A 22,067-nucleotide genomic window follows, 5' to 3' on the forward strand; every position below is an offset into this window, starting at 1 on the left:
CGATCAGTCTGCCCGACGCCCCCGCCCGAGCCAACGATGAAAGGGACCGGATAAGCCGACCGCTTCGAGGGTTGAGGTCTTCAGTTGGCGGCCGCTGGGAGCATCGCATGGCCGCGTAACCAATGTTTCGATACAACTTTATTTTTTCGGTTCAGATCAACGTCACCAGACCTTGCTTGAGTCGGTTCAAAACGGAGAGGGCGAAGTCCATATAACCGGGGCCCGGATTGGGGCGGTTGCGCTCCAAGGCGGTGTGCATCAGGGCCCAGCCGATTTCGCGGACCATGCAGACGAACTTCATGTCGTGCAGGGTTTGGAGCTGCGGCTCATTGTAATGGCCAAAGTAACTCTCCAAGAGGATTTCATCGCACCGTCGATCGAAACCGCTGGAGAACGAAACCGTGGCGAGGTCGAACCAGATGTCCCCCAGGCCCGAGAGTTCCCAATCGATGATTTTAAGTTCACCGTCTTGCCCCTCCAACAGGTTGTGGGTGAACGGATCGTTGTGGCAGTAGTGCTGCCGGTAGCCGGGGTCCTTTTTACGCGTAGCCTCAATGCGATCCATCTCGTCCAGAAACCCGGCCAAGTCCGGCGGGCAAGCCAGTCCCAGCTCCGCAATTCCCCGCAGATAGCCCCGGGTCAAGGAAAAGGGCGTGCTGCAGCGTTGGCCGCTATAAGGCAGCTGGTGGATCCGTTTCAGCAGACCCGTGATGCGAGCCAGCGTCCGAGGGTCCCGGGCGCTTTCCACCGAGAGCGTTCCGCCATCGATAAATTCGGTGATCAACACGTCCGACCGTGCGGGCACCTCCAATACTCGGGGAGAGACTCCGTGCTCCGCCGCCAGCATCATCACCGCCACCTCATCCGCGGCGTTGAGCTCAAGGAATCGGTGCTGTTCTCCGTTTATCCGGACAGCATAAGTCTTATCATCGACGAACAACTTGTGGACGACATTGGAGTAGCCGCCGCTGAGACGTTCGTGACGGATGGCCCGGGCGTTCCGCCACGCGGGGATCTGCGGAATAAGGGCTTCAATCTGCACAGGAAGGGTGGAGGGCATACGAAGTGTGATGGCAGGGAACGCGACGCGGTGCGGCCCCGCGGTAGTTCCATGGGACGACCACGAACTGCAACCCTGGATACCATTTCAATACCCATTTCCGCGGTCCGAGGGGAAGGCCGGACCTATTCCACCCGCAATGCCGTGTTGGGATCGATGCGGGCGGCGCGACGGGCGGGCAGGTAGCTGGCCAACAAACCGACAATCAACAACACCACCGAAACCATGACGTAGGCCAACGGGTCCGTCGCCTTCACCTCAAAGAGCAGGCTCGTCATGAAACGGCTGAGGGAAAATGCACCGATCAAACCGAGCACCAACCCGATGCCTGTTTTCCACAGCCCTTGTTTGAGGATGAGTGCCACGATTTGTTCGCGACTCGCTCCGATCGCGCCCCGAATTCCGATCTCCCGCGTGCGCTGGGAAACGTCGTAGGCCAGCACGCCGTAGATGCCCACGGCCGACAGCACCAGCGCCAGGCCGGCAAAACTCACCAGCAACAGCATGATGCCGCGACGGTCGCTGAATGATTGGCTGATGACCCCCGTCATCGGTCCGGCTTCATAGACGGGCAAAGTCGCATCGATCGCGGTTACTTTTTCGCGCAGCAAACCCACCATCTCGGCGGACGGTCGGGCGGTGCGCAGGAACACGCTCAAGGTTCCGAAACCGCCCTGCGCGACGGCGTGGTAAATGTAGGGATTGCCACTGTCTTCTTCGACGCCGTTGTGCCGCACGTTGCCGACCACCCCGATAATCACCGGCCAGTCCTCCTCGTTTTCCGGCGTTCGGCCGAAGGTCACGTGATGCCCCACTGCGCTGCCTTCCGGGTAGTAGCGACGGGCGAAATCTTCATCCACGACCATCACTTGACGGCTTTCCGCGGTGTCCGATTCGTTGAACCAACGCCCTTCGCGCAGCGGGATTTGTAGCGCGGCCAGATAGCCGGGAGACGCCGCAAAGTGAAACGCGCCCGGTTGCGGCGCGCCCGGTGGCACCACGTAGTCACGCACCGAAATCGTATTGATCGCCATGCCGGTCAGAAACGGCGTGGCCGTGGCCAGACCCACCGTCACGCCCGGGATTTCCTGCAAGGACGTGGTGAGTTGCTGGGCAAACCGTTGCGCCCGGTTGTCCTGCTGGTATTCACGCGGCAGGGCGACCCGGGCCGCGACGACCTCCTGGGGATTAAATCCCGGGCTCACCGCGGTCACTTCGGCGAAGCTGCGGATCAGCAGACCCGCCCCGGTCAACAACATGAGGGCAAACGCCATTTGCAACACCACCAGCACGCTGCTCATCGCCCGCACGCCCCGGCCGGTCGAGGCGCCGCGACTTTGGCTTTGGATCGTTTGCACGAGATTACCACCGAGCACATGTGCGATCGGCAGCACGCCGATGACCAACGCCATCACCACGGAGATCAGCGCCGTGTAGCCGAGCACCTGTGAGTCCAAGCCAAACGGCAAGGCATTGGGCAGCAACTGCGCGGTGAAATGGTTGATTGTGCCGAGGGCGGACCATGCCAATCCCAGACCGATGAGCGCGCCGATCCCGGTGAGCAACGCGCCCTCGACCAGCAACTGCCGCGCGATCATGCCGCGACTCGCGCCCAACGCCACCCGGATGGCCAGCTCGCCCTGCCGGGCATTGGACCGCGCCAACATCAAGTTGGCGACATTCACGCAGCCGATCAGCAGCACAAACAGCACGCCGCCCTGCAGCAGATAAAGGGATGCCTTGACCGGCGCGACCCGTTGCGAATGCACGGTCGCGACGGCGATCACATGGCCCGTGCGATCGAGGAAATCACGCAAGCCCGGCGATCCCTCGTCGTAGACCTTTTGCTCCAACGCCGCCACCTGCGAAAACGCCGCGCCCATCGTCGCTGTGTCCGTCAACCGACCGTAGAGCCGCGGGTTGACCCCGTAGCGCGCCATTTGCGTCACCTGATCCGGCGGCCATGACAACGGCGTGACAAATTTGACCTGCGCGTCGAAGGCCTCGAACCGCGGCGGGGCCACGCCGATGATCTCGTAGGTGTCTCCTGAGAGCACCAAGGTGCGCCCCAGCACGGTGGGATCGGCTTGAAATTGCGTGCGCCAAAACGAATGCGTGAGGACCAGCACCTTGTCCGCCGCCGGGACATGATTCTCGGTGCTAAAAAAACGCCCCAGCAACGGCTGCACCGCGAGCACATCGAAAATCTCGGCGGTTGCCGCGGCGTAGTTCAGGCGCGTCACGGCGCCGGCGTCGCCCAAGGTCGATTCGCCCCCGCGCCACAGCGCCAGATTTTCAAACGCCGGCGCGTTCTCCTTGAAGTCGAGATACTGCACGACGTTGCTCGGCAGATTGTCGAGACCCGCCTTGGGGAACGAGTTGTAGACCTCGACGATTTTGGCGGGCTCGCGAAACGGCAGGGGTTCGAGCACGAGCGCATAGAGCATCGAAAAGATCGCGGTGTTCGCGCCGATGCACAACGCGAGCGTCGTCAACGCGGTGGCTGCGAAGCCCTTGTTTTTGGTCAGCATGCGGCCGGCAAACCGGAAGTCACCGCCCAGCCCTCCGAACAGTCGGCCCACGCCGAAACCTTGACCATGGGCATTTCCTGGGCGCGTGGGGTGATCGGCACTCATGGAACCAGAGCCAATACCGTTTCCCCGCAAAGAGCCATCGGAAAGGAGCGTCGCGCACGAGCTGGGAGACCGGTTTCGAAAGCTTCAGCAATCCTGAACGGCAATCGACGGGGGAGGTCGAGTAACGTGCTTAATTAACCGGGTGAGCTGAACTCAAAATTCGGCCTGATCCTATTGCGGTAAACCCTGTTGCTGGGGTTGGCGACCCTGTTGCGGTTAGCTTCACTCCAGCTGCTGGACGCAAACGGTTCGACTGTCTGATCTCACTTTAGTGGACCTCTACCAATCGAGCTCCCGCGTCGAGTTGGGAGAGAATTTCTGGCCAGATTGGTTCAAGCATCGCGAGCAGCGAGGCGGTGCGGCAGTTGCCTACTCTTAGCCACACCACTCGCACCGGCTCCGGTCGCAGCAGCGTTAGCTGCGCAAAGTCCTCATCCTTGGAGATGATCACCATATCTTCCTTGGCCGCGTGCTCCCAGATAGCTTGGTCGGGAGACTGTCCGAGGTCGATCGCGAGCACGTGCAAGGCCAGTTCTCCCTTTTGCTCGATCCAATGCGCCAACGTAGCCGGCAATTGGTTATCGACCAAAAACCGCCTCACGATGCTCTCAACACGACGTGGTCATTCTGGGCGGCGGCAAATTCCAAGCAGGCTCGAATGTCGTCGGTTTCCAAAAACGGATAATCCGCTAAAATTTCGTCCCAGCTCGCTCCGTGCGCGAGTAGCTCCAACACGTCTTTGACGCGCACCCGGTATCCGCGGACGCAAGGCTTTCCGCCGCATTTGCCGGCTTCGACAGTGATGCGTGAGATGAGCGGTGGAGTCGTGAGCATAAGGACAACTGTAGGCATGAGGCCGCTAAAGGGAAGACTGCGCTTGAGATTCAATGGTCCAGTTGGTTTGGGACCGTCCCGAGCTGTCGCCACAAAAATTCGCAAGGATTGCGCCAGCGCTCGCCATGTTAACAAGTAACGATCTGACCCGCTCCGGCAGCCCAAGAACTGCGACCTCTCCACGGCGGTGCCCGAGCGGGCGTAGGGCGTAAGCCCACCGGTAAAGTTCCGGTGCTGTTGCGGCTCTCTCCGGCTACGGCCAAACGTCTGCGCGCCGCCGCCAAGCGATCCAATCTCACTTTGTCAGAAGTGGCCGAGCGGCAACTCACCTCGCTGTGATTCGGGTTCCGCCATCCAAATAGAACAACGGCGGAGTCGTCGCAGGCCGTCTGGGACGAGTCACGGGGCGATCCTTGATTCTAGATGGTGGAGCTTGGGTGGTGCGATATTTCGCTTTGGCTGGTTCCTCCGTTGGCAGCCGGTGGAGGAGTTCGTCTCGCGTGGCGGCGGATGAGGAAGGCTGGCGTTGGGGCTGGTTTTGTCCGTAGGTAGTTTGTGGTGGCTCCGTTGTGGCGGTGCCGCCTTGTTTCGATCTACCCCGTTTTACCCATGTCCTGGCTGTTTATTCCTCGGATTGTTCGACGTCAGCCGGCGTTTGCCGCGGCGGGAATCGGGGTCGTGGCGATGGGGGTCGCGCTGGCTGCGACGGCGGCGAGCTTGATCAATGCTTTGCTTTTTCGGCCGCTGCCGACGTTTGCGGGGGAACAGCTCCATCGGATCGACAGTGGCATCTATGACGGGATCATGACCGCGCCCGATACGCGCGATGTGATCGAGGAACTGGCCCCGCTACCGATCTTCAGTTTCAGTCATTGGAGTGGGGTCGAATACCGTCATGGGCACGGTGGCGGCACGCATCTCGTCGATCTGTGTGAAGTCGAGGGGGATGCGTTTGGAGTGTTGGGCTGGCGTCCGGAGCAGGGCCGCTTGCTGGCGGCGGCGGACTATTTGCCGGGGTCCGAGGCGGTGGCGGTGCTGTCGCACGCGTTTTGGCAGCAACAGTTGGGCGGCGGAGAGGTGCTCGATGAGCTCGTGAATCTCAATGGGGTGCCGTTTCGCGTCGTCGGGGTGTTGCCGGCCGAGTTTGACCGCGTGAAACGCACGCGGGTGCCGGATTTGTGGACCGCTTCGGTGCACGCCTCCGCGCCGTGGCGTTATGACAACCGCAATTTCAACAGCGAGACGGTCGTGGCCCGGATCGCGGATCCGGCTCATCTGCCTGAAACGCGGGTCCGGTTGACGGCGTTGAGCGAGCGGCTGCGGGCCGAGTATCCGGAGACCGACATCAGCATCGGCATGACCCTCAAGCCCGACGCTGCTGCCGCCGCCGAAGAATTGGGCGATCTGGTGGCCAAGAGCTACACCATCGCAGCGCTGATAGCAGGATTGTTGCTCGTGGCCTGTTTTAACGTCGGCAACATGCTGCTCGCCAATGCCTATCGGCGACAGCGGGAGTTTGCGGTGCGTCAGTCGTTCGGAGCCACGCCGGCCCATCTGTTTCGTCTCTTGATTGGCGAGAGTATGAGCATCGCGTTGATCGGCGGCGCGCTCGGCACGGTGGCGGCGTTGGGGCTCACTCACTTGGTGGATCAATTGGAATTTGGTCGCGCGGTGGACGTGGTCTTCGACGGGCGGGCGTTGGGATGGGCTTTGATGGTGACGCTGGTGCTCGGATTGGGCGGCGGACTGGTGCCTGCGTTGCAGATGAGTTTCCGGCCGTTTGGCGAACAACTGCAATCGGGAGCCCGCGGCACGGTGTCCACGCGCGTCGCGCAGGGACTGATCGTCGGTCAGGTCGCATTTTGTGCGGTGTTGCTGACCTGTTGTTTCCTCTTCTTGCAGTCGTTGCGCGCTTCGTTGCGGTGGGACCCGGGCATCGGCACGGAGAATTTGGTCTACGCGGACATCCACTTAAAGAGTGTGCTCGGCGAACGACGGACGACCGTGGTCCGGGAGCTGTTGGAGCGGGCGCGGGCGTTGCCCGGAGTCGAGAGTGCGGGCATGGCACGGGGACGACCGTTGGGCGGCGCGGGCAGCACGCAGATCCGCACGGAGCGTTGGGATCCGGCGGTCGAAGCCGACCATTGCTTTGCCAACAGCACGTTTTCGGTCGATGGTTGGTTCGCGAGTCTCGACGTCCCGTTTGTGGCAGGGCGCGACTTCCGCCTCGATGAGATCGTGTATCCGTTTGCGTATGCCATTATCAACGAGTCGATGCGGGAACGGTTCTGGCCCGACCGCACCAATCACGAAGTGCTCGGGGCCGAGTTTCTGCCGTGGGGCAGCGGGACGAGTGTCCGTATCGTTGGTGTGGTGCGGGATTTTGCGATATCCCCGTGGACGCCGATAAGACCGCTTTGTGCGATTGGGCACTACGAAAACCGCATGGCGTTGCACCTGCGCACGGCGGGTGATCCGCGTTCGGTGCTGGCCGGCTTCGCCGCACTGTTGCGCGATCCGGGCAATGAGTTTGTCGCCGGTGACGTGGAGTTTTTTCCCGATGCGCAGGCTCGCGCGTTTGTCGATGTGGATTCGACGTTGCGGGTGACGGCGACGCTGGCGGGCGCGGCGCTGCTGCTGGCGGCCTGCGGCACGTGGTTCATGACCCGGCAATGGGTGCGATTGCAACGTAAGGAGCTCGGTATCCGTTTGGCGATCGGGGCTACGCCCGAGAGCTTGTTATGGCGCACCGTGCGACGGTCGATCCGGTTGGCCGCCATGGGATTGGTGATGGGCGGCGCCCTGTCGTTTTGGCTCGCGGGTTACCTGCGGGATGTTTTGCCCGGCACGAATGGTGACGCGAGACCGGCTTTCGTTGCGGTGGTTGCCGTCACAGGCTTGGTGAGTCTCATCGCGAGCTATTTGCCCGCCCGACAGGTCATGGGAATCCAGCCGCGCGAAGTCCTCAACGAGGTGTGAGCCGGAGACGGTGCCGGGCCGTAGATTAGAGCCTTTTCGGCTTCCTTTTCCCGATGGTGCTCGGCGATCGGGTTAGGGGATCGGGATGGCGTAGATTTCGACGAGCAGCGTGCCGCCGGTGGTGTCGGTGCTGCCGACGTGGACGGTGTAGGGGCCGGGTTGGAGAGTGACGGTCACGGCGGCGTCTTTGCTGTTCACCGGGAGGTCGAAGGCGCCGACGGCGGCGGAGGTCGCCTCGGTCGTGGCGGCGGTGCCGGAGAGGGCCCAGTCATCGTTGGTGGTGATGAGGGTGGTGTCGGCGTAGATCGTGAGTTGCGGATCGGCGAGGGCGTCGGTGATGCCGAACTCGCTGAGGCTGGGACCGATGGCGCGGATGAGAAACGTCTTCGGACCTTCGCCCGTGACGACGAATCCCGGGATGATGATTTCGCCGCCGGGGCTCAGCGTGGCGCGCGCGGAAATGTTGGTGAGCTCGGTGGCGGCGTTGGTGTCGGCGGCGTAGATTTCAATCAACCCCGTGCTGGGCGCGCCGTCGGGGTCGATCAAGTGCGCCGTGTAGGCTCCCGGCTCGACCGTGGTGAGCACGGCGCTGTCGGCTCCGGTAGAGGGAAGGGCAAACGCGCCCACGGTTGCGCTGACATCGGCGATCGCGGTGGCGTTGGGCGCGGTGGTCCAGCTGGTGTTGAATGCGATTTCGGTCTCACCGGAAAAGAGGCGCAGGGTCGGAGCGGCGACGACATCGGTCGCGCCGAAGGTCGCCAGCTCCGGGCCGATGCCGCGGATGAGCAGTGTTTTCGGCGCAGTGCCGGTGACGACGAAACCGGCGACCAGAGCATCAATGCCCGAGCCGACGCGAGCCCGGGCGGACAGGTTGGATAGGTGCGCGGTGGTGGATACGGGATCCTCGATGGCAGGGCTCGGATCCTCGTCGATCACATCGGGCACTTCGACGAAAGGGTCGCTGAATTTTTCGTCCGTGAGCAAGGCTTCGTCGGTGAGGGTATTGAGGAAGGCGATGATGGCGTTGCGGTCGTTGTTGTTGAGATTGATGCGACGCGCCTGACCGTTGGGGCCGACGAGCACGTCGGAGAGTTGAGCGTGGTTTTGAATGCCGTTGTCATAAAAGTTCATGACCTGCTGCAACGTGTCGAAACGCCCGTCGTGCATGAAGGGAGCGGTGACCGCGATGTTGCGCAGGGAAGGGACTTTGAACTTGCCGGTGTCGTCGACATTGCCGGTGGCTTCGGCGATGCCGAGATCGTCAGTCGAGACACGGTCGAGTCCGTTGTTGGTGGCGGCCGAGGTGGCGCTGGCGTGGGACGTGCCGCGCGCGGGACTGATGAAGGCTTCCGTAGTGTGACAATCGATACACGAGACCGGACGATTGCCGGCGTTCATGAAGACGGCTTTGCCCTGGTTTTCCTGATTGGTGAAGTTGGGGAAGGGTTGGAGCGGGTTGCTCACGGTGGCGCGGCCCTGGTCGTAGCGGCTGTTGACGCTCACGATGCTGCGCACGAATTGGGCGAGGGCGCGGGCGATGCGCGGGGCATCGATGTCGGGGCTGCCGAAGGCGTTTTGAAACAGCTCTGGATAGTAGTCCTCACCGGCCACGAGGGCGACGAGTTGTTCGAGGGTAAGGCCCATTTCCACTTCATCTTGAAACGGCATCAGCACCTGATCTTCGAGGGTGTCGGCGCGTTCGTTCCAGAAGAACTTGCCGGGATCGTAGAAGCGGGCGTTGGTGAGGCCCATGGAGTGTCGGCGCGTGGTGCCCCCGTCGAAGCCGAGACTGAGGCGGCGTGAATCGGAAAACGCGTGTTCCTGTTCGTGGCAGGAGGCGCAGGACACGGTGCCGTTGGCGCTGAGTTTGCGGTCGTAGAAGAGAACACGGCCGAGCGTGGCACCGTCGTTGGTGGTGGGGTTGGACGCCGGGGTGTTGTCGTTGTCGATGACGGCGTTTTGAAACGGCGAATCATCGGGAAATTCGTTGGTCAAAAAATGACCCGGCAGCACGAGACCGGCGTAGTCGTGAGGGATCTCCGGCAGGACCGGAACGGTCTCCGCCGAGGCGATGAACGAGCTGGTGGCGGCGAGTAAAAGAAGGGAAGGGAGTCGCAGGGTCATGACAGGAAACGGGACGGGATTTCCGCGCAGTGACCGGACCCTAGGAAGCCGCGTTCCGTCGACGCACCCGACTTTACACCGGCTTAATTATTCTCCCGCAAATGGTCCGCATTTGGCCGCTGCCTTTACAGACGCTTAATCTTTTGTGCCTCAATCTACTCGTCCCGAAAGATCAATGGTTGATCACAGATTTCGCCGATTAACCCGGACTGATGGTAGGGCGGTTTCGCCGAAACCGCCGATCCTGTAGTCCGTCGACTCGACATCGGCGCGCTCGGCGAGCACGCCCTACCTCTCCCGTTCGAAAACTAAGGCGTCACGATTGCCCAATCGGGGAGGACGTTGACTTCGATACCGAAGACGAGCGGGCCGAGCAGCCACAGGACGCCGACGATGATGGGGACGAGCAACAGATTAAGCCACAGGCCGGTCTTGGCCATTTGCGGCAGGGTGATCGATCCACTGCCGAACACGATGGCGTTGGGCGGGGTGCCCACGGGCATCATGTAGGAGCAATTGGCGGCAAGGGCGGTGGGGGCGAGCAGCAGCATCGGATGCTGGCCGAGGCTGATCGCCACGGCCGCGATCACGGGGAGAAACGTGGCGGCGGTGGCGGTGTTGCTGGTGAGTTCGGTCAGCATGAGGATGCCGAAACACAGGATCGCCACGATGAGGATGACGGGCAATCCGCCGAGGCCGGCCGTTTGATCGCCCAACCAAACCGAAAGTCCACTCGATTGAATGCGTCCGGCGAGGCTCAGTCCGCCGCCGAACAGCAACAACACATCCCACGGCAAGGCGCGGGCGGTCGCCCAGTTCATGATGGGTTGTCCGGGCCGATCACGATCGGGAAGGAGAAACAGCACAAACGCGCCGGCAATGGCGATGGTCGTGTCGTTGAGCATCGGCACGAAATCGGCGAGCAGCGGACGGAACACCCAGCACAGGGCGGTGAGGCTAAACACGATCGCGACGGTGCGTTCCGCGCCTTGAAACAGCCCCAGTTTGGCGCGTTCGCTCGCAATGAGTTCGCCGACGGCAGCCATCGGCTTTTCGCCGACCTGAAACACGAAACGCGTAAGCACCAGATATACGATAGGCAGGGCGATCAGCACGACGGGCACACCGATCATCATCCATTGGCCAAAGCCAATCGTGATGTCATACGAGCGCGCCATGAAGCCCGCCAGCAACGCGTTGGGCGGTGTGCCGATGAGGGTGCCCATGCCGCCGGTGGTCGCACCGTAGGCGACCGCCAGCAGGAGTGCGGTGGCGAAGGCGCGGTTCTCGGGTTTATCACGCAACTCTTCCGGCAGAAGCGCGATGACCGAAATGGCGATGGGCAACATCATGAGCGCGGTGGCGGTGTTGCTGACCCACATGCTCAACAGCGCGGCCGTCATGAGGAACCCGGCAATGATGCGACGCGGGCGGAGTCCGAGCACGCCGATCAATCCGAACGCGATGCGTCGATGCAGGCCGGTGCGTTCCATGGCGAGGGCGAGCAGGAACCCGCCGAGAAACAGAAACACGATCGGGTTCGCGTAGGGCGGCATGACCTCTTTGATCGGGGCCAAGCCGCCGAGCGGAAACAGCACGATGGGCAGGAGTGCGGTCACCGGAATCGGCACGGTTTCCGAAATCCACCAAATGGCCATCAGTCCCGCCACCCCCACGGTGCGCCAGGCCTCGTCGCTCATGCCGGCCGGGGCGGGCAACGTCCACGTGAGGATCAATACGAGCGGTCCCAACACCGCGCCAATTTGCTGGCGGAGTCCGAAGCGAGGAGCAGAAGAGGAGGCGGGCGGGGTAGCGCGGGCAGGGGGCATGGCGAGCGGGGGGCGAGTTCGTCACTTGCGACGAGCTTGATCGATCTGGCGTCAAATGCAGCGCCGTCACCGGCGGCATGGCAACGCCGCAACCGCCACATATTTATTCACCCGGTTGAATAGCGACTGCGGAGGCGCACTCGGCGAGCACGCCCTACCTGAACCTGCGATCTACGTGGCCGCGGTCCGCGTAGCATGCGCGTGGTGCCCGAGGTAGGGCGGTTTCGCCGAAACCGCCGAACTCGTTACCTTGGCTTTAGCGACGTCGTCCGCCTAATCCGTGTGCAGCGCTTTGACCGGATCGATTCGCGCCGCCTTGCGGGCGGGCAGGTAGCAGGCGACGAGCGCCACGATGACCAACCCAACCGTAACGAGGCCGATCACGATGCTGCTGTTGAGGTCCATGCGGGGCAACATGGTCGCGAGCAGACGAGATAGGCCCAGCGCTCCCAGCAGGCCCAGGGTGGCCCCGATGAGCGCGAGCCGCAGGCCGGCTTTGAGCACCAATCGCACGATGTTGCCCACTTGGGCGCCCAAGGCCATGCGGATGCCAAACTCGCCCGTGCGCTGGGCCACGGTGCGAGCGATCACGCCGTAGATGCCGAGCGAAGCGAGCGCCAGTCCGAGCAGCGCAAAGGCCCCCAACAGCGTGTTGATCAGACCAAAGTCCGACGTGGCGCGAGCGATGAAGTCCTCGGCCGGCATGAGGTCGCGCACCGGCAGGTCGGCATTGAGTTGTGTCATGGTTTGGCGCACCGGTTCGATCAACGTGACCGGGTCAACCCCGCGCGTGCGCAGCGCGATCCAGCTGTAGTGCCACGGCTCCTGGGCCATGGGGTGATAGATTTGAAAATCGTTGATGGGTTGCTCGGGGAAAACGTTTTGGGTGTTGGCCACGACGCCGACGATTTCCATCCACGTGATTTCATCGGTGCCGGCTCGGGCCAGTCGGCGTCCGATGGGGTTTTCTTCGCCGAAGAGTCCGCGCGCCATCGATTCGTTGATGACCACCACCTTGGGGTTTTCCAGCGTGTCGTTGTCGGTGAACGTGCGGCCGGCCAGCACGGGTGTGCCGGTGGTCGCGAAATAGTGCGGCGTGATGCCGTTGACCCGCGCTCCGGGTTCCTGGCCGGCCACCGGAATTTCCTGCCCCTCGACCAAAAATTGGTTGGGACCGGTGAAGCCGAAGAACGGCATGGCGTAGGACAAGCTTGCGGATTCGACCCCGGGTAACGACTCCAGTCGTTCGATCACCTGGCGTTGAAACGGTTCGATTTCCTCGGCGCCCGGGTAAGTGGCGGCGGGAAGCAGCACGGTGCCGGTGAGCAGGTTGTCGGCGTCCCAGCCGTAGTGGCGGTCGAGCATGCTGCGCGTGCCTTGCATGAACATGCCCGCGCCGGCGAGCAGCACAAAGGCGAGACCGAACTGACCCACGATCAGCAGGCTGCGCACGCGTTGTGAACCGCGGCTGCCGGTGGAACCGCGGGCGCCGCTTTTCAATGTGCCGTTGATATCGAGACGCAGCGCAAACAACGCCGGCGCCAGTCCGAATGCGAGCGCGGTGACCAGCGAAGCGAGTGCCGCAAACCCGAGCACGCGCCAATCAAGCGCCAGGATGAAAGCGCCATTGCCTCCGGTATCGATCGTCGCGGTGAGCCAATGCCCGGTCCAGATCGCGACTAAAATGGCGCATGCCCCACCGACCAGCGCGAGCAGCAGCGACTCGGCGATCAGCGGTCGCAGCAACTGTCCGCGGGAAGCCCCGAGGGCACCGCGCACGGCAAATTCGCGGGAGCGGGAGATGGTGCGCGCCAGCAACAGATTGGCGAGATTCGAGCACGCGATCAGCATGACGAACGAGGACAGTCCCACGAGCATGCCGACGATGCTGCGGCCGGTGTCATTCATGAACGTGTCCTCGAGCGGCACGGCGCGCCAGGCGGCGCCTTGGTTGGCGGTCGGGTGATCGGCGGCGAACTGGGTGCCGAGATTGGCGATGAATGCTTCACCCCGCGCGGCGGACACCGCGGCATTGCGTCGACCGATGAGGCCCACCCATTGGGAGTTGCGATCGGTTTTTTCATCGGCGTTGAACCCGAGCGGGCGGAACAACTTCACCTGGCCGAAGAATCGGCGGTCATCGAAGGTGGCGGGCAGCACGCCCACGATTTCGTGGGATTCACCGTCGACCCGCACCACGCGACCGACGATGTCGGGGTCGGCCGCAAAGCGGTCCTGCCAATAGGGGTGGCTGATGATGAGCACCCGGTGATTGCCAAACGTTTCCTCTTCGGTGCGAAAGCCGCGACCGAGGAATGGAGCGACCCCGGCGGTGGGGAAAAAATTGGCCGAGATGCGCGCGCTGTTGACCATGTCGGCGGGTTGACCGGGTTCGGACAAACTCATGCCCCAGCCGGCGACGGCGGCGATGGAGCCAAAATCGGCCGTGGTGTCGGGCAGGTCCTGATAGTCGGCGGGAGAAAATCCGCCCCGGGGATTTTGGTTGGTGGTGCGATAAAGTTGCACGACCTGATCGGCGTCGGGCAGCGGCACCGGTCGCAGCATCAACGTGTTCAGCAGGCTGAACATGGCGGTATTGGCGCCGATGCCGAGTGCGAGGGTGAGGATGGCAATGCCGGTGAATCCCGGCGATTTGAGCAAAGAACGGACGGCGAAGGAAAACGTGTTCATGGGGGCAGGCGGCAGAAAGCGAGGGCGGGTTCAGATTCACTTACCCCCGGCCGAGGCCAAAAGTTACAGATATTCCATCGGGGCGGGATTTCCCTTGCTTGGGCCCCGGAGCCGAATCCACAAACGCCGCCCTTTTCTCCGCCATGACGCCTCCCGCCCAACGCCAGACCATTTCCCTCAACCTCATCGATATTTACGGGGGCACCCAGACCCGCGTCGCCACCAGCGACGACGCGATTGAGAGCTACGCCGAGGAGATGGCGCAAGGCGCGGAGTTTCCCGCCATCACGCTCTACTACGACGGTTCCAAATACTGGCTGGCCGACGGGTTTCACCGGTTGCTCGCGATCAAGCGCAACGGCGGCACCTCCATCGAAGCCGATGTGCAACCCGGCAGCCGCAGCGACGCGCTCAAGCATGCCCTGGGCGCCAACGCCACCAACGGCCTCTACCGCACCAACGCCGACAAGCGCAACGTGGCCGATATCGCGCTGCGCGAATGGCCCGATCTCTCCAACGCCTACCTCGCCGACGTCTGCAAAGTGTCCGGCGAACTCGTGCGCAAAGTCCGGACCGAACTCACCAAGAGCGGTCAGATCGAAAAAGCCGAACGCGTCACGGGACGCGACGGCAAGGACTATCCGGCGGCCATCGACCGCCAGGCGCGGGGCAAATCTGAAAAATCCTCCAGCGAAGACAAAGTCGGCGAGCGTGACGAAGAGCTCGGCGGCAAATCGGCGGCGGGTGGCGCCGGCGGCGGATTCACCAAAGGCAAGGGCGATCCCGGCGCGACCGGCGGTTCGACCAACGAACTCGAAATCGAAGCGCGGTCCATGATCCGTAAAGGCGAGATGAATCCCTTTGAATTGCCCAAACTCATGAGTGCGACGGCGCACGATTACGCGGCCACGGTCATCACGTTGCTCGATGGCATGAAGCCCGAAATCAAAGACCGCACCGACGGCCTCATGCGCCTGCGCCGCTGGATCGACAAAGCCCTCGCCGGCGAAACCGCGCCGGGAACGGGCGACGACGTTTGAGGGAGCGCCGTTTTCCCGAGGCAGCCCCGTCATCGCGTGCCGGGTGAAACTGTTGGGCGTAAAGCCCAACCCACATTCGGAAGCCGATCCGCGTCCCGCGTGAGTCGGGCTTTACGCCCGATCACATCTGGATGATGCGAGACGGGCCCTGTGCTAAACGCCGAGCGCGCCTCCGGTGAGGGAACGCGTCTCGAATCCAGGTTAGCTGAAACGGCGGTTTCGGCGAAACCGCCCTACCTTGGTAGCATTGCCTCATCGACCGGCGGTGCTGATGGAGAGGTAGGGCGTGCTCGCCGAGCGCGCCTCGGTTGAGGGAACGCGTCTCGAATCCAGATTAGCTGAAACGGCGGTTTGCTTCGCCATCTCCGTTCTTCGATGAAGCACGCCGTCGGCGAAACCGCCCTACCTTGGTAGCATTGCCTCACCGACCTGGCGATCCAGTTGGAGAGGTAGGGCGTGCTCGCCGAGCGCGCCTCCGGTGAGGGAACGCGTCTCGAATCCAGATTGGCTGAAACGGCGGTTTGCTTCGCCATCTCCGTTCTTCGATGAAGCACGAGGTCGGCGAAACCACCCGACCTTCGGGCGTGCGGCGGGCTAATTTTCAGAAACATTCATTTTGCGCCGACGGATGAGGGGCGGGAGGGTGGGTGAACCCCGGCGCGACGTTTAAATTTCTCCCGTTGTGACCCTGCTTTTCCGCCCCATGAAGCTCATCGATTTGTCCCATCCTCTTGAGCACGGTCAGCTCAATTTCCCTTACGATCCGAAGATCAGCGTGTTGGTGCACAACACCGTGTCGTCGATCGGCTACAACATGTCGCAGGTCAGTTTGGCCAGCCATCAGGGCACGCACCTCGACGCGCCGTTTCACTTCTACGACGATGGTAAGACGATCGATCAGATGCGGCTCGATCAGTTCTACGGCGAGGCGCACCTCGTCGATCTCGCACCCGGCGAGGCCCTCGCCCCCGGCACGCCGCTGACCGTCGAAATGTTTGAACCCCACGCGGCCAAATTCACGCCCGGCGCCAAGATCATTTATCGCACGGGGTGGGATCGTCAGTTCGGCACTCCGGCATACTTTTCCGACTTCCCCACCTTGACCCTCGAGGCCGCCCGCTGGATCGCGGCGAAGGAGATCGGTCTCATCGGAATGGATACACCGACCCCCAGCACCGACTGGAAGGAGTGCCACCTCATCCTGCTGGCGCCGGGCGTCGAACTCGTGATCGTGGAGGGACTCACCCGGCTCGAAAAACTGCCCGATTCGTTCACGTTCATGGGCTTTCCCCTCAATCTCAAAGGTCGTGACGGCGCGCCCATTCGGGCGGTTGCTGGCGTTGCAGAATAGTCGTATGAAACCGCCATCTGCCCCCACTTTTGCCAACCTCCACCGTTTTGACGGCAAAGTCATTCTGGTCACTGGCGGGGCCAACGGCATCGGCCGCGCCATCGTCGATGAACTCTGCCGCGAAGGTGCGACGGTGGGATTCGCCGACATCGATCCGGCGGCCGAAAACGTAGCCAATGAGCTGCGCGAAGCCGGTCATCGCGTGCGGGCGTGGGTGGGGAATCTGGCTGATGAATCCTTTGTCCAATCCTTCGTGACCGAGGCCGCCGCTCACTTTGGTCGCCTCGACGGTTTGGTGAACAACGCGTTCTCTTTCACGGCCAAGGCCGGTGATGCGACGACCGAGGATTGGGAGCGCTCGTTCTTTGTCGGCCCGGTGGCTTATGGCCGGCTCACGGCCGCCGCTGTGCCGCACATGAAATCCAGTGGTGGGGGCGCGGTGGTGAATGTTTCCAGTATCTCGGCATTCGTCGCGCAGCCGCGGCGCTGGACCTACAATGCAGCCAAGGGGGCCGTGAACACATTGACCAAGTGCATGGCACTCGACTACGCGCCTGACGGCATTCGTGTGAACAGTGTGAGCCCGGGCTGGATCTGGACGCGCGAGGTGCTCAACGCGGCAGCTCTCGACGGCGGTGGTCCAGCCAAATGGGACACCATCTGGGGCGAGTATCACATGCTGGGGCGGTGCGGCCACCCGATCGAGATCGCGCGTCCCGTGCTGTTCCTGCTCAGCGCCGACGCCAGCTTCATCACCGGCACCGATCTGCCGGTCGACGGCGGCTACCAAAGCATGGGACCGGAGGGCCTCGGCAAGACCACGGTAATCGCCGGATCAGAGTAATTATTTTTTAACTACGCATGACCGCCTCTGTTCCTGAACTTGCCGATCAAACTGCCTTCATCACCGGCGGGGCCAACGGAATCGGCTTCGCCGCGGCGCAACACCTTACAACCCTCGGTGTCACCGTAGCCGTCGTCGACGTGCAAGCGGACGCCGCGGAACGTGCCGCCGCCGCGCTGGGTGAGCATGCGTTTGCGGTCCCGGCCGATGTCACGGATCTGGCCAGCGTGGAAGCGGCCGTCGCAACGATCACCGCGCGCTCCCGGGGCGTGGATATTCTTATCAACTGCGCCGGCATCACCGGCCGCACCGGCATAAAGAGCCACGAAGTCGAACCGGCTGATTTCGAGCGCGTCTGGCGGATCAATACGCTCGGCAGTTTTCACACGGCGCGGGCCGTGTTGCCCGGCATGCTCGCACGTGGCTACGGGCGGATTCTGCACGTGGCCTCGATCGCGGGCAAAGATGGCAACGCCGGCATGCTTGCTTACTCCGCCTCGAAAGCTGCGGTGATCGGCATGGCCAAGGTGCAGGGCAAGGAATACGCCGGCACCGGGGTGACGATCAACGCCCTCGCGCCGGCGGTGGTGCGCACGCAGATGGTCGCCGCCATGCCGCCGGAACAGGTCAAATACATGACCGACAAGATCCCGATGGCGCGCTGTGGCGAACTCGATGAAATCGCCGCGCTCATGGGGTTCATCGTTTCGCCGGCGTCGAGTTTCACGACCGGCTTCACCTGGGACTTCAGCGGCGGTCGCGCCGTGTATTGATAATTTAGCGACAACTCGATTTCCGTGCGTTTGCCATGACCGACTCATCTTCCGAATTTCCCGTGCCCGACTATGCGGCGACATCATCGCTGCCGCCGACCCACCTGCTGACCGCCGAACAAGTTACGTTCTTTCACGAACACGGTTACGCGTCCGTTGATGCCGTGATGCCAACCGACGAAATCGAAATCGTCCGAGAAATCTACGACCACTTGTTCGTCGACGACACGGGGCGGCAACAGGATCTGGGCGGAACTCAGCGCGTCGGCGAGAAGGCTGCGCTGCCCCAAATTTTGCAGCCTTCAAAATTCGCGCCTGCGCTGTTGCGGACGCAACTCGTCGCCAACCTGAAGGCGATGATGAAGCAGTTGCAGGGTGAAACCACCGTCATGGTCGGGGATCATGCGATCAACAAACCGCCGCATAATCAGGCCGCCACGCCGTGGCATCAGGATGAAGCATATTGGAATCCGGCGCGGGAGTATCGCAGCCTCAGTGCGTGGGTCGCATTGCAACCGGCGACACTGGTGAACGGTTGCATGAATTTTGTGCCGGGGTCGCACCGCCTGGAGGTCATTCCGCATCGACCGATCGGCGACAACCCGCTGACGCCCGGACTTGAAGTGGTGCCGGGAACCTACGACTTCAGCGCTGCGGTCGCATGCGAACTCCCGGCGGGCGGCGCGACCTTCCACGACGGCCGCACGCTGCATTACACCGCGCCGAACAATTCGGACGATTTTCGCCGCGCCTACATTGCCATGGGCTCGGCCTATGAGCGTCCGCGGGAGGAACCGCGGCGATTCCCCTGGCAAGAGCGCCAGCGGGCGGCGCGCGCGACGGCGGCGCAAACCTGATCAATTTTATGATATCAATTGTCTCAATACGTCGCCTCGGAAAACTGCTCGGACTGGGCCTGCTCCTGACGGGACCGGTCCTTCATGCCGCATCGTCGGCCCCGCGAGAACTGGGCGTCCCGGTTAAAGGCGTGAGTTGGACACGGGTTCATGCGGGCGCGACTGCCGACGGTGAGCCGTCGATCCTGCTCACGATGAGCCAAAACAACGGCGGGTTTTTCGTGGCCGAGGTCGATCCGGTGACCGGGCATTGCCGTCAGTTTTCCCCGGTTGATCGCAAAAACTCGACCTTCTCCACAGCATCGTTTCGCAGCCTGCGCACGGGTATCCTCTACATCGGCTCGGCGTGGGATGCACATCTGCACCGCTTTGATCCGGCGCACCCGGAGCGCGGGATTGAAGACCTCGGTAAGATCGACGACGCGGCGACCTTTCCCACGGGCATCACGGAAAGTCCCGATGGCTCGCTGTGGATCGGCACGTATCCCGAGGCGCGGTTGATCCGTTATCAACCGGATACCGGTGAGTTCACGCAGTTCGGGCCCATGCATGAGGACGAGAATTATTTGTATCCATTGGCCGGAGACGACGGATCGGTGGCGGCGCTGGTGCGGGTGATCCGACCCCACATCGTGGTGGTGGACCCGATCACGGGCGAGCATCGCGAAGTCGGACCGGCGATCACCGACACGACGGACGAGAGCCAATTCATTAAGTTTTTCACCGGCGTGGACCGGCGGTTGTATCTGTCGACGCATGGCGGGGATTTTCGGGTCAATGGCATGATGCTGGAGCCGGCGCCGGTTCTGCCAGCACCGTTGGCGGGGATTCATGCGGCGGGCGAGCACCGCTATCAGGCACCGGTTACGATGCCGGGCGGGTGGCAGGCGCATTTTGTTGATGAGAAGTTTGGGGCGCCGCGGGACCTGTTGCTCACCAATGTCGACCCGACGGTCGCCAGTCGGCGGTTGCAGTTGGATTGGAAGGGCAACGGCTCCAACGTGCACGTTATCGAGGAAGGACCGGACGGTATGCTCTACGGCTCCAGTTATCTGCCCAACCGGCTTTACCGGGCGGCGACGGACGGGACGGTGGTCGAAGATCTGGGAGCGCACAGTCTGGCGGGTGGTCAGGCTTATTCCGCGGCGACGTTTGATGGAAAGGTCTACCTCGCTTCTTACCCGGGGAGTCGACTGTCGGTTTACGACCCGAATCGTCCGCTGCGGTTTGGCACGGAGCCGTCCGACAATCCGCGCGATCTGGGCCGTTTGGATCACATCGGCTATCGGCCCAACGCCATGATCGCCACGCCGCGCGGGAAGCTGTGGATGGCGTCGGGGCCGGCCTACGGATTGGTGGGCGGGACGTTGGCGTGGTATGAGCCGGGGACCGGAGCATCGGAATCACACCGTAGTATCGTGGAAGGGCTCTCGCCGGCGTCGTTGTTATGGTTGCCGGGGACGGAGCGACTGCTGGTCGGCATGAGCGTAGAGGTTGGGACGGGGGCCGATGTGGTGCGCACGGATGCGACATGGGCGCTGTGGGATCCGGAGAAAGACGAACTGGTGTGGGCGGACGATTTTGGCATCGAGGACATGGCCGATGTCGTGTCGCTGGCACCGGCGGGTAATGGACTTGTGTATGCGTTGATCGGACGAGGAGACCACATCCTGACGGCCGGCGGAGAACCGATCGGAGTGCGTCTGGCGTTGATTGATCCGGCGGCGCGGAAGTTGATCGGCATCACCTGGTTGCCGAAAGATTTTGGACCGCTCGCGTGGCACGGCGCGGACGCGTTGCGCATCAGTGAGCGGGGTAATATTTACGGAGTGACGGCCAATTGCGTGTATCGCATCGCTCCTGGCACAGTCGACGTCGAACGCGTCTGGCAGTTGGATGATCCGGTGCTGCGCGAAGGCGTGTGGCTGACGTCGCTCACCCCGAACGCCATCGACATCGTCGGTCCGATCATCGGCAACGAGTTGTTCTTCGCGACGGGCTGGAAGTTGCGCGCCATCACGCTGCCGGAGTGAGCGTTTCCACATCGTCCGCTCTGCCTCCCATCACGTCATAGCTGATCGAGGTAGGGCGTGCTCGCCGAGTGCGCCGACACCGGTGGGCGTCGATGGAGTTCAGGCTAACTGAAGCGGCGGTTTCGGCGAAACCGCCCTACCTCAGACGTGTTGGGGCCGGTTCGACGTCTTCCGATACGTTAGCGCATTTCGAATCGTTCGTCGCCAAGGGGGTAGTCGCGGCTTTCCAAAATTTCATCTTCGCCGATCGCAATGTGATGATTGGGCGCTGGATAAATCGTGTCGTAGAAGACGAGTTCGGGGGAGAATTTATCGAGGCAGGCGAGGAACTTGGAGAGGTTTCTCTCAGCAATTTTGTCGTCCCCCATTCGTCGATAATACAATGCCTGCAACATCAATGCTTCGGGGAATTCGGGTCGCAGCTCCAGCGCGCGGTCGATCCGGTCCCGGGCAATCTGGTCGGCGTTGGGCTGATCGCGGAATGTTTTCATACTCACCGAGACAAACAGCGTGAGCGGGTCGTGGGGATTGAGGCGAACGGCCTCTTCCATCAGCGTGTTTCGGTCGACCTTGATGTAGGTGTCCATGCTGGTCTGGTAAGCGAACCACAACATCCGGGTGTAAATCGCGCTCAAAGCCGCGGCGGTTTCGCGGTCGGGTGCTTTGTCGACTTCGTGTTTCGCGATATACGCGAGGGTGGCACGATAGATGTCGGCGGCCTTTTTGAAGCGTTCGTTGCCGGTGACGCCGTGCCAAACCTCCCCACCTTTCCGCCGTTCCAGAACTCCCGCAAACTGTTCCTTGGCCGCGGCTCGACCGAGATGGCGGAGCGTTTCAGCGTGGTCGTTGGCATGGGCCAACGTGGCGAGGCACGCGACCATGCCGAGCGTTCGGATATATGGGATAAACGAAATCTGCATCGGATCGAAACGGGGTGGTTTCCTTTGAAACACCGGAGCCCGATGGAGGCGAGGATGGATGTGGGGCCCGTGCGACAGCGTTCAGCGCGCGCGAGG

At 62.4% G+C, this 22,067-nt stretch carries 15 protein-coding genes; 7 read left to right on the forward strand and 8 right to left on the reverse strand.

Going from position 1 to position 22,067, the window contains the following annotated elements; all coding sequences use genetic code 11:
* Positions 1–151 precede the first annotated feature (151 nt).
* The 4 genes from PXH66_RS00630 to PXH66_RS00645 all read right to left on the reverse strand — a co-directional run bounded on the left by PXH66_RS00630 (position 152) and on the right by PXH66_RS00645 (position 4,548).
* Complete coding sequence (locus PXH66_RS00630; protein ID WP_330929299.1) at positions 152–1,060, reverse strand: choline/ethanolamine kinase family protein; 909 nt, start codon at positions 1,058–1,060, stop codon at positions 152–154.
* Positions 1,061–1,185: 125 nt separating this feature from the next.
* The gene (locus PXH66_RS00635) at positions 1,186–3,696 is read right to left on the reverse strand and encodes an ABC transporter permease (protein ID WP_330929300.1); all 2,511 of its coding nucleotides are present in this window, start codon (positions 3,694–3,696) and stop codon (positions 1,186–1,188) included.
* A gap of 268 nt (positions 3,697–3,964) precedes the next feature.
* Positions 3,965–4,297, reverse strand: coding sequence for a DUF5615 family PIN-like protein (locus tag PXH66_RS00640; protein ID WP_330929301.1), 333 nt, complete (start codon positions 4,295–4,297; stop codon positions 3,965–3,967).
* Complete coding sequence (locus tag PXH66_RS00645) at positions 4,294–4,548, reverse strand: DUF433 domain-containing protein (RefSeq protein ID WP_330929302.1); 255 nt, start codon at positions 4,546–4,548, stop codon at positions 4,294–4,296. Before PXH66_RS00645 ends, PXH66_RS00640 begins: the two co-directional genes overlap by 4 nt.
* Positions 4,549–5,139: 591 nt before the next feature.
* Here PXH66_RS00645 and PXH66_RS00650 point away from each other — a divergent pair.
* Positions 5,140–7,509, forward strand: coding sequence for an FtsX-like permease family protein (locus PXH66_RS00650; protein WP_330929303.1), 2,370 nt, complete (start codon positions 5,140–5,142; stop codon positions 7,507–7,509).
* A gap of 72 nt (positions 7,510–7,581) precedes the next feature.
* Here PXH66_RS00650 and PXH66_RS00655 read toward each other — a convergent pair whose 3' ends face one another.
* The 3 genes from PXH66_RS00655 to PXH66_RS00665 all read right to left on the reverse strand — a co-directional run bounded on the left by PXH66_RS00655 (position 7,582) and on the right by PXH66_RS00665 (position 14,153).
* Entirely contained in the window at positions 7,582–9,633 is a 2,052-nt protein-coding gene (locus PXH66_RS00655) for a cytochrome-c peroxidase (protein ID WP_330929304.1), read from the reverse strand.
* Between the two features lie 308 nt (positions 9,634–9,941).
* Positions 9,942–11,462: an SLC13 family permease gene (locus PXH66_RS00660; protein WP_330929305.1), complete on the reverse strand. Its 1,521-nt coding sequence runs from the start codon at positions 11,460–11,462 to the stop codon at positions 9,942–9,944.
* Positions 11,463–11,735: 273 nt separating this feature from the next.
* Positions 11,736–14,153 (reverse strand): ABC transporter permease, encoded by a 2,418-nt coding sequence (locus PXH66_RS00665; protein WP_330929306.1) that lies wholly within the window; start codon positions 14,151–14,153, stop codon positions 11,736–11,738.
* 143 nt (positions 14,154–14,296) lie between these two features.
* Here PXH66_RS00665 and PXH66_RS00670 point away from each other — a divergent pair, with 143 nt between their 5' ends.
* From PXH66_RS00670 to PXH66_RS00695, 6 genes are all read left to right on the forward strand, one after another.
* On the forward strand, positions 14,297–15,193 hold the full coding sequence (locus tag PXH66_RS00670; RefSeq protein ID WP_330929307.1) for a hypothetical protein: 897 nt from the start codon (positions 14,297–14,299) through the stop codon (positions 15,191–15,193).
* 703 nt (positions 15,194–15,896) lie between these two features.
* Complete coding sequence (locus tag PXH66_RS00675; RefSeq protein WP_330929308.1) at positions 15,897–16,544, forward strand: cyclase family protein; 648 nt, start codon at positions 15,897–15,899, stop codon at positions 16,542–16,544.
* A gap of 4 nt (positions 16,545–16,548) precedes the next feature.
* Entirely contained in the window at positions 16,549–17,388 is an 840-nt protein-coding gene (locus PXH66_RS00680; protein ID WP_330929309.1) for an SDR family NAD(P)-dependent oxidoreductase, read from the forward strand.
* Between the two features lie 17 nt (positions 17,389–17,405).
* Positions 17,406–18,161, forward strand: a complete 756-nt coding sequence (locus tag PXH66_RS00685) for an SDR family NAD(P)-dependent oxidoreductase (protein ID WP_330929310.1) — start codon at positions 17,406–17,408, stop codon at positions 18,159–18,161.
* A gap of 35 nt (positions 18,162–18,196) precedes the next feature.
* The gene (locus PXH66_RS00690; protein ID WP_330929311.1) at positions 18,197–19,018 is read left to right on the forward strand and encodes a phytanoyl-CoA dioxygenase family protein; all 822 of its coding nucleotides are present in this window, start codon (positions 18,197–18,199) and stop codon (positions 19,016–19,018) included.
* Positions 19,019–19,026: 8 nt separating this feature from the next.
* A complete protein-coding gene (locus PXH66_RS00695; protein ID WP_330929312.1) occupies positions 19,027–21,051 on the forward strand; it encodes an NHL repeat-containing protein in 2,025 nt (674 codons plus the stop codon).
* A gap of 179 nt (positions 21,052–21,230) precedes the next feature.
* On the opposite strand, the gene PXH66_RS00700 is transcribed toward PXH66_RS00695, so the two are convergent.
* Positions 21,231–21,971, reverse strand: a complete 741-nt coding sequence (locus PXH66_RS00700; RefSeq protein ID WP_330929313.1) for a tetratricopeptide repeat protein — start codon at positions 21,969–21,971, stop codon at positions 21,231–21,233.
* Positions 21,972–22,067 lie beyond the last annotated feature (96 nt).

Source organism: Synoicihabitans lomoniglobus (genome assembly GCF_029023725.1).
GTDB lineage: Bacteria > Verrucomicrobiota > Verrucomicrobiia > Opitutales > Opitutaceae > Actomonas > Actomonas lomonigloba.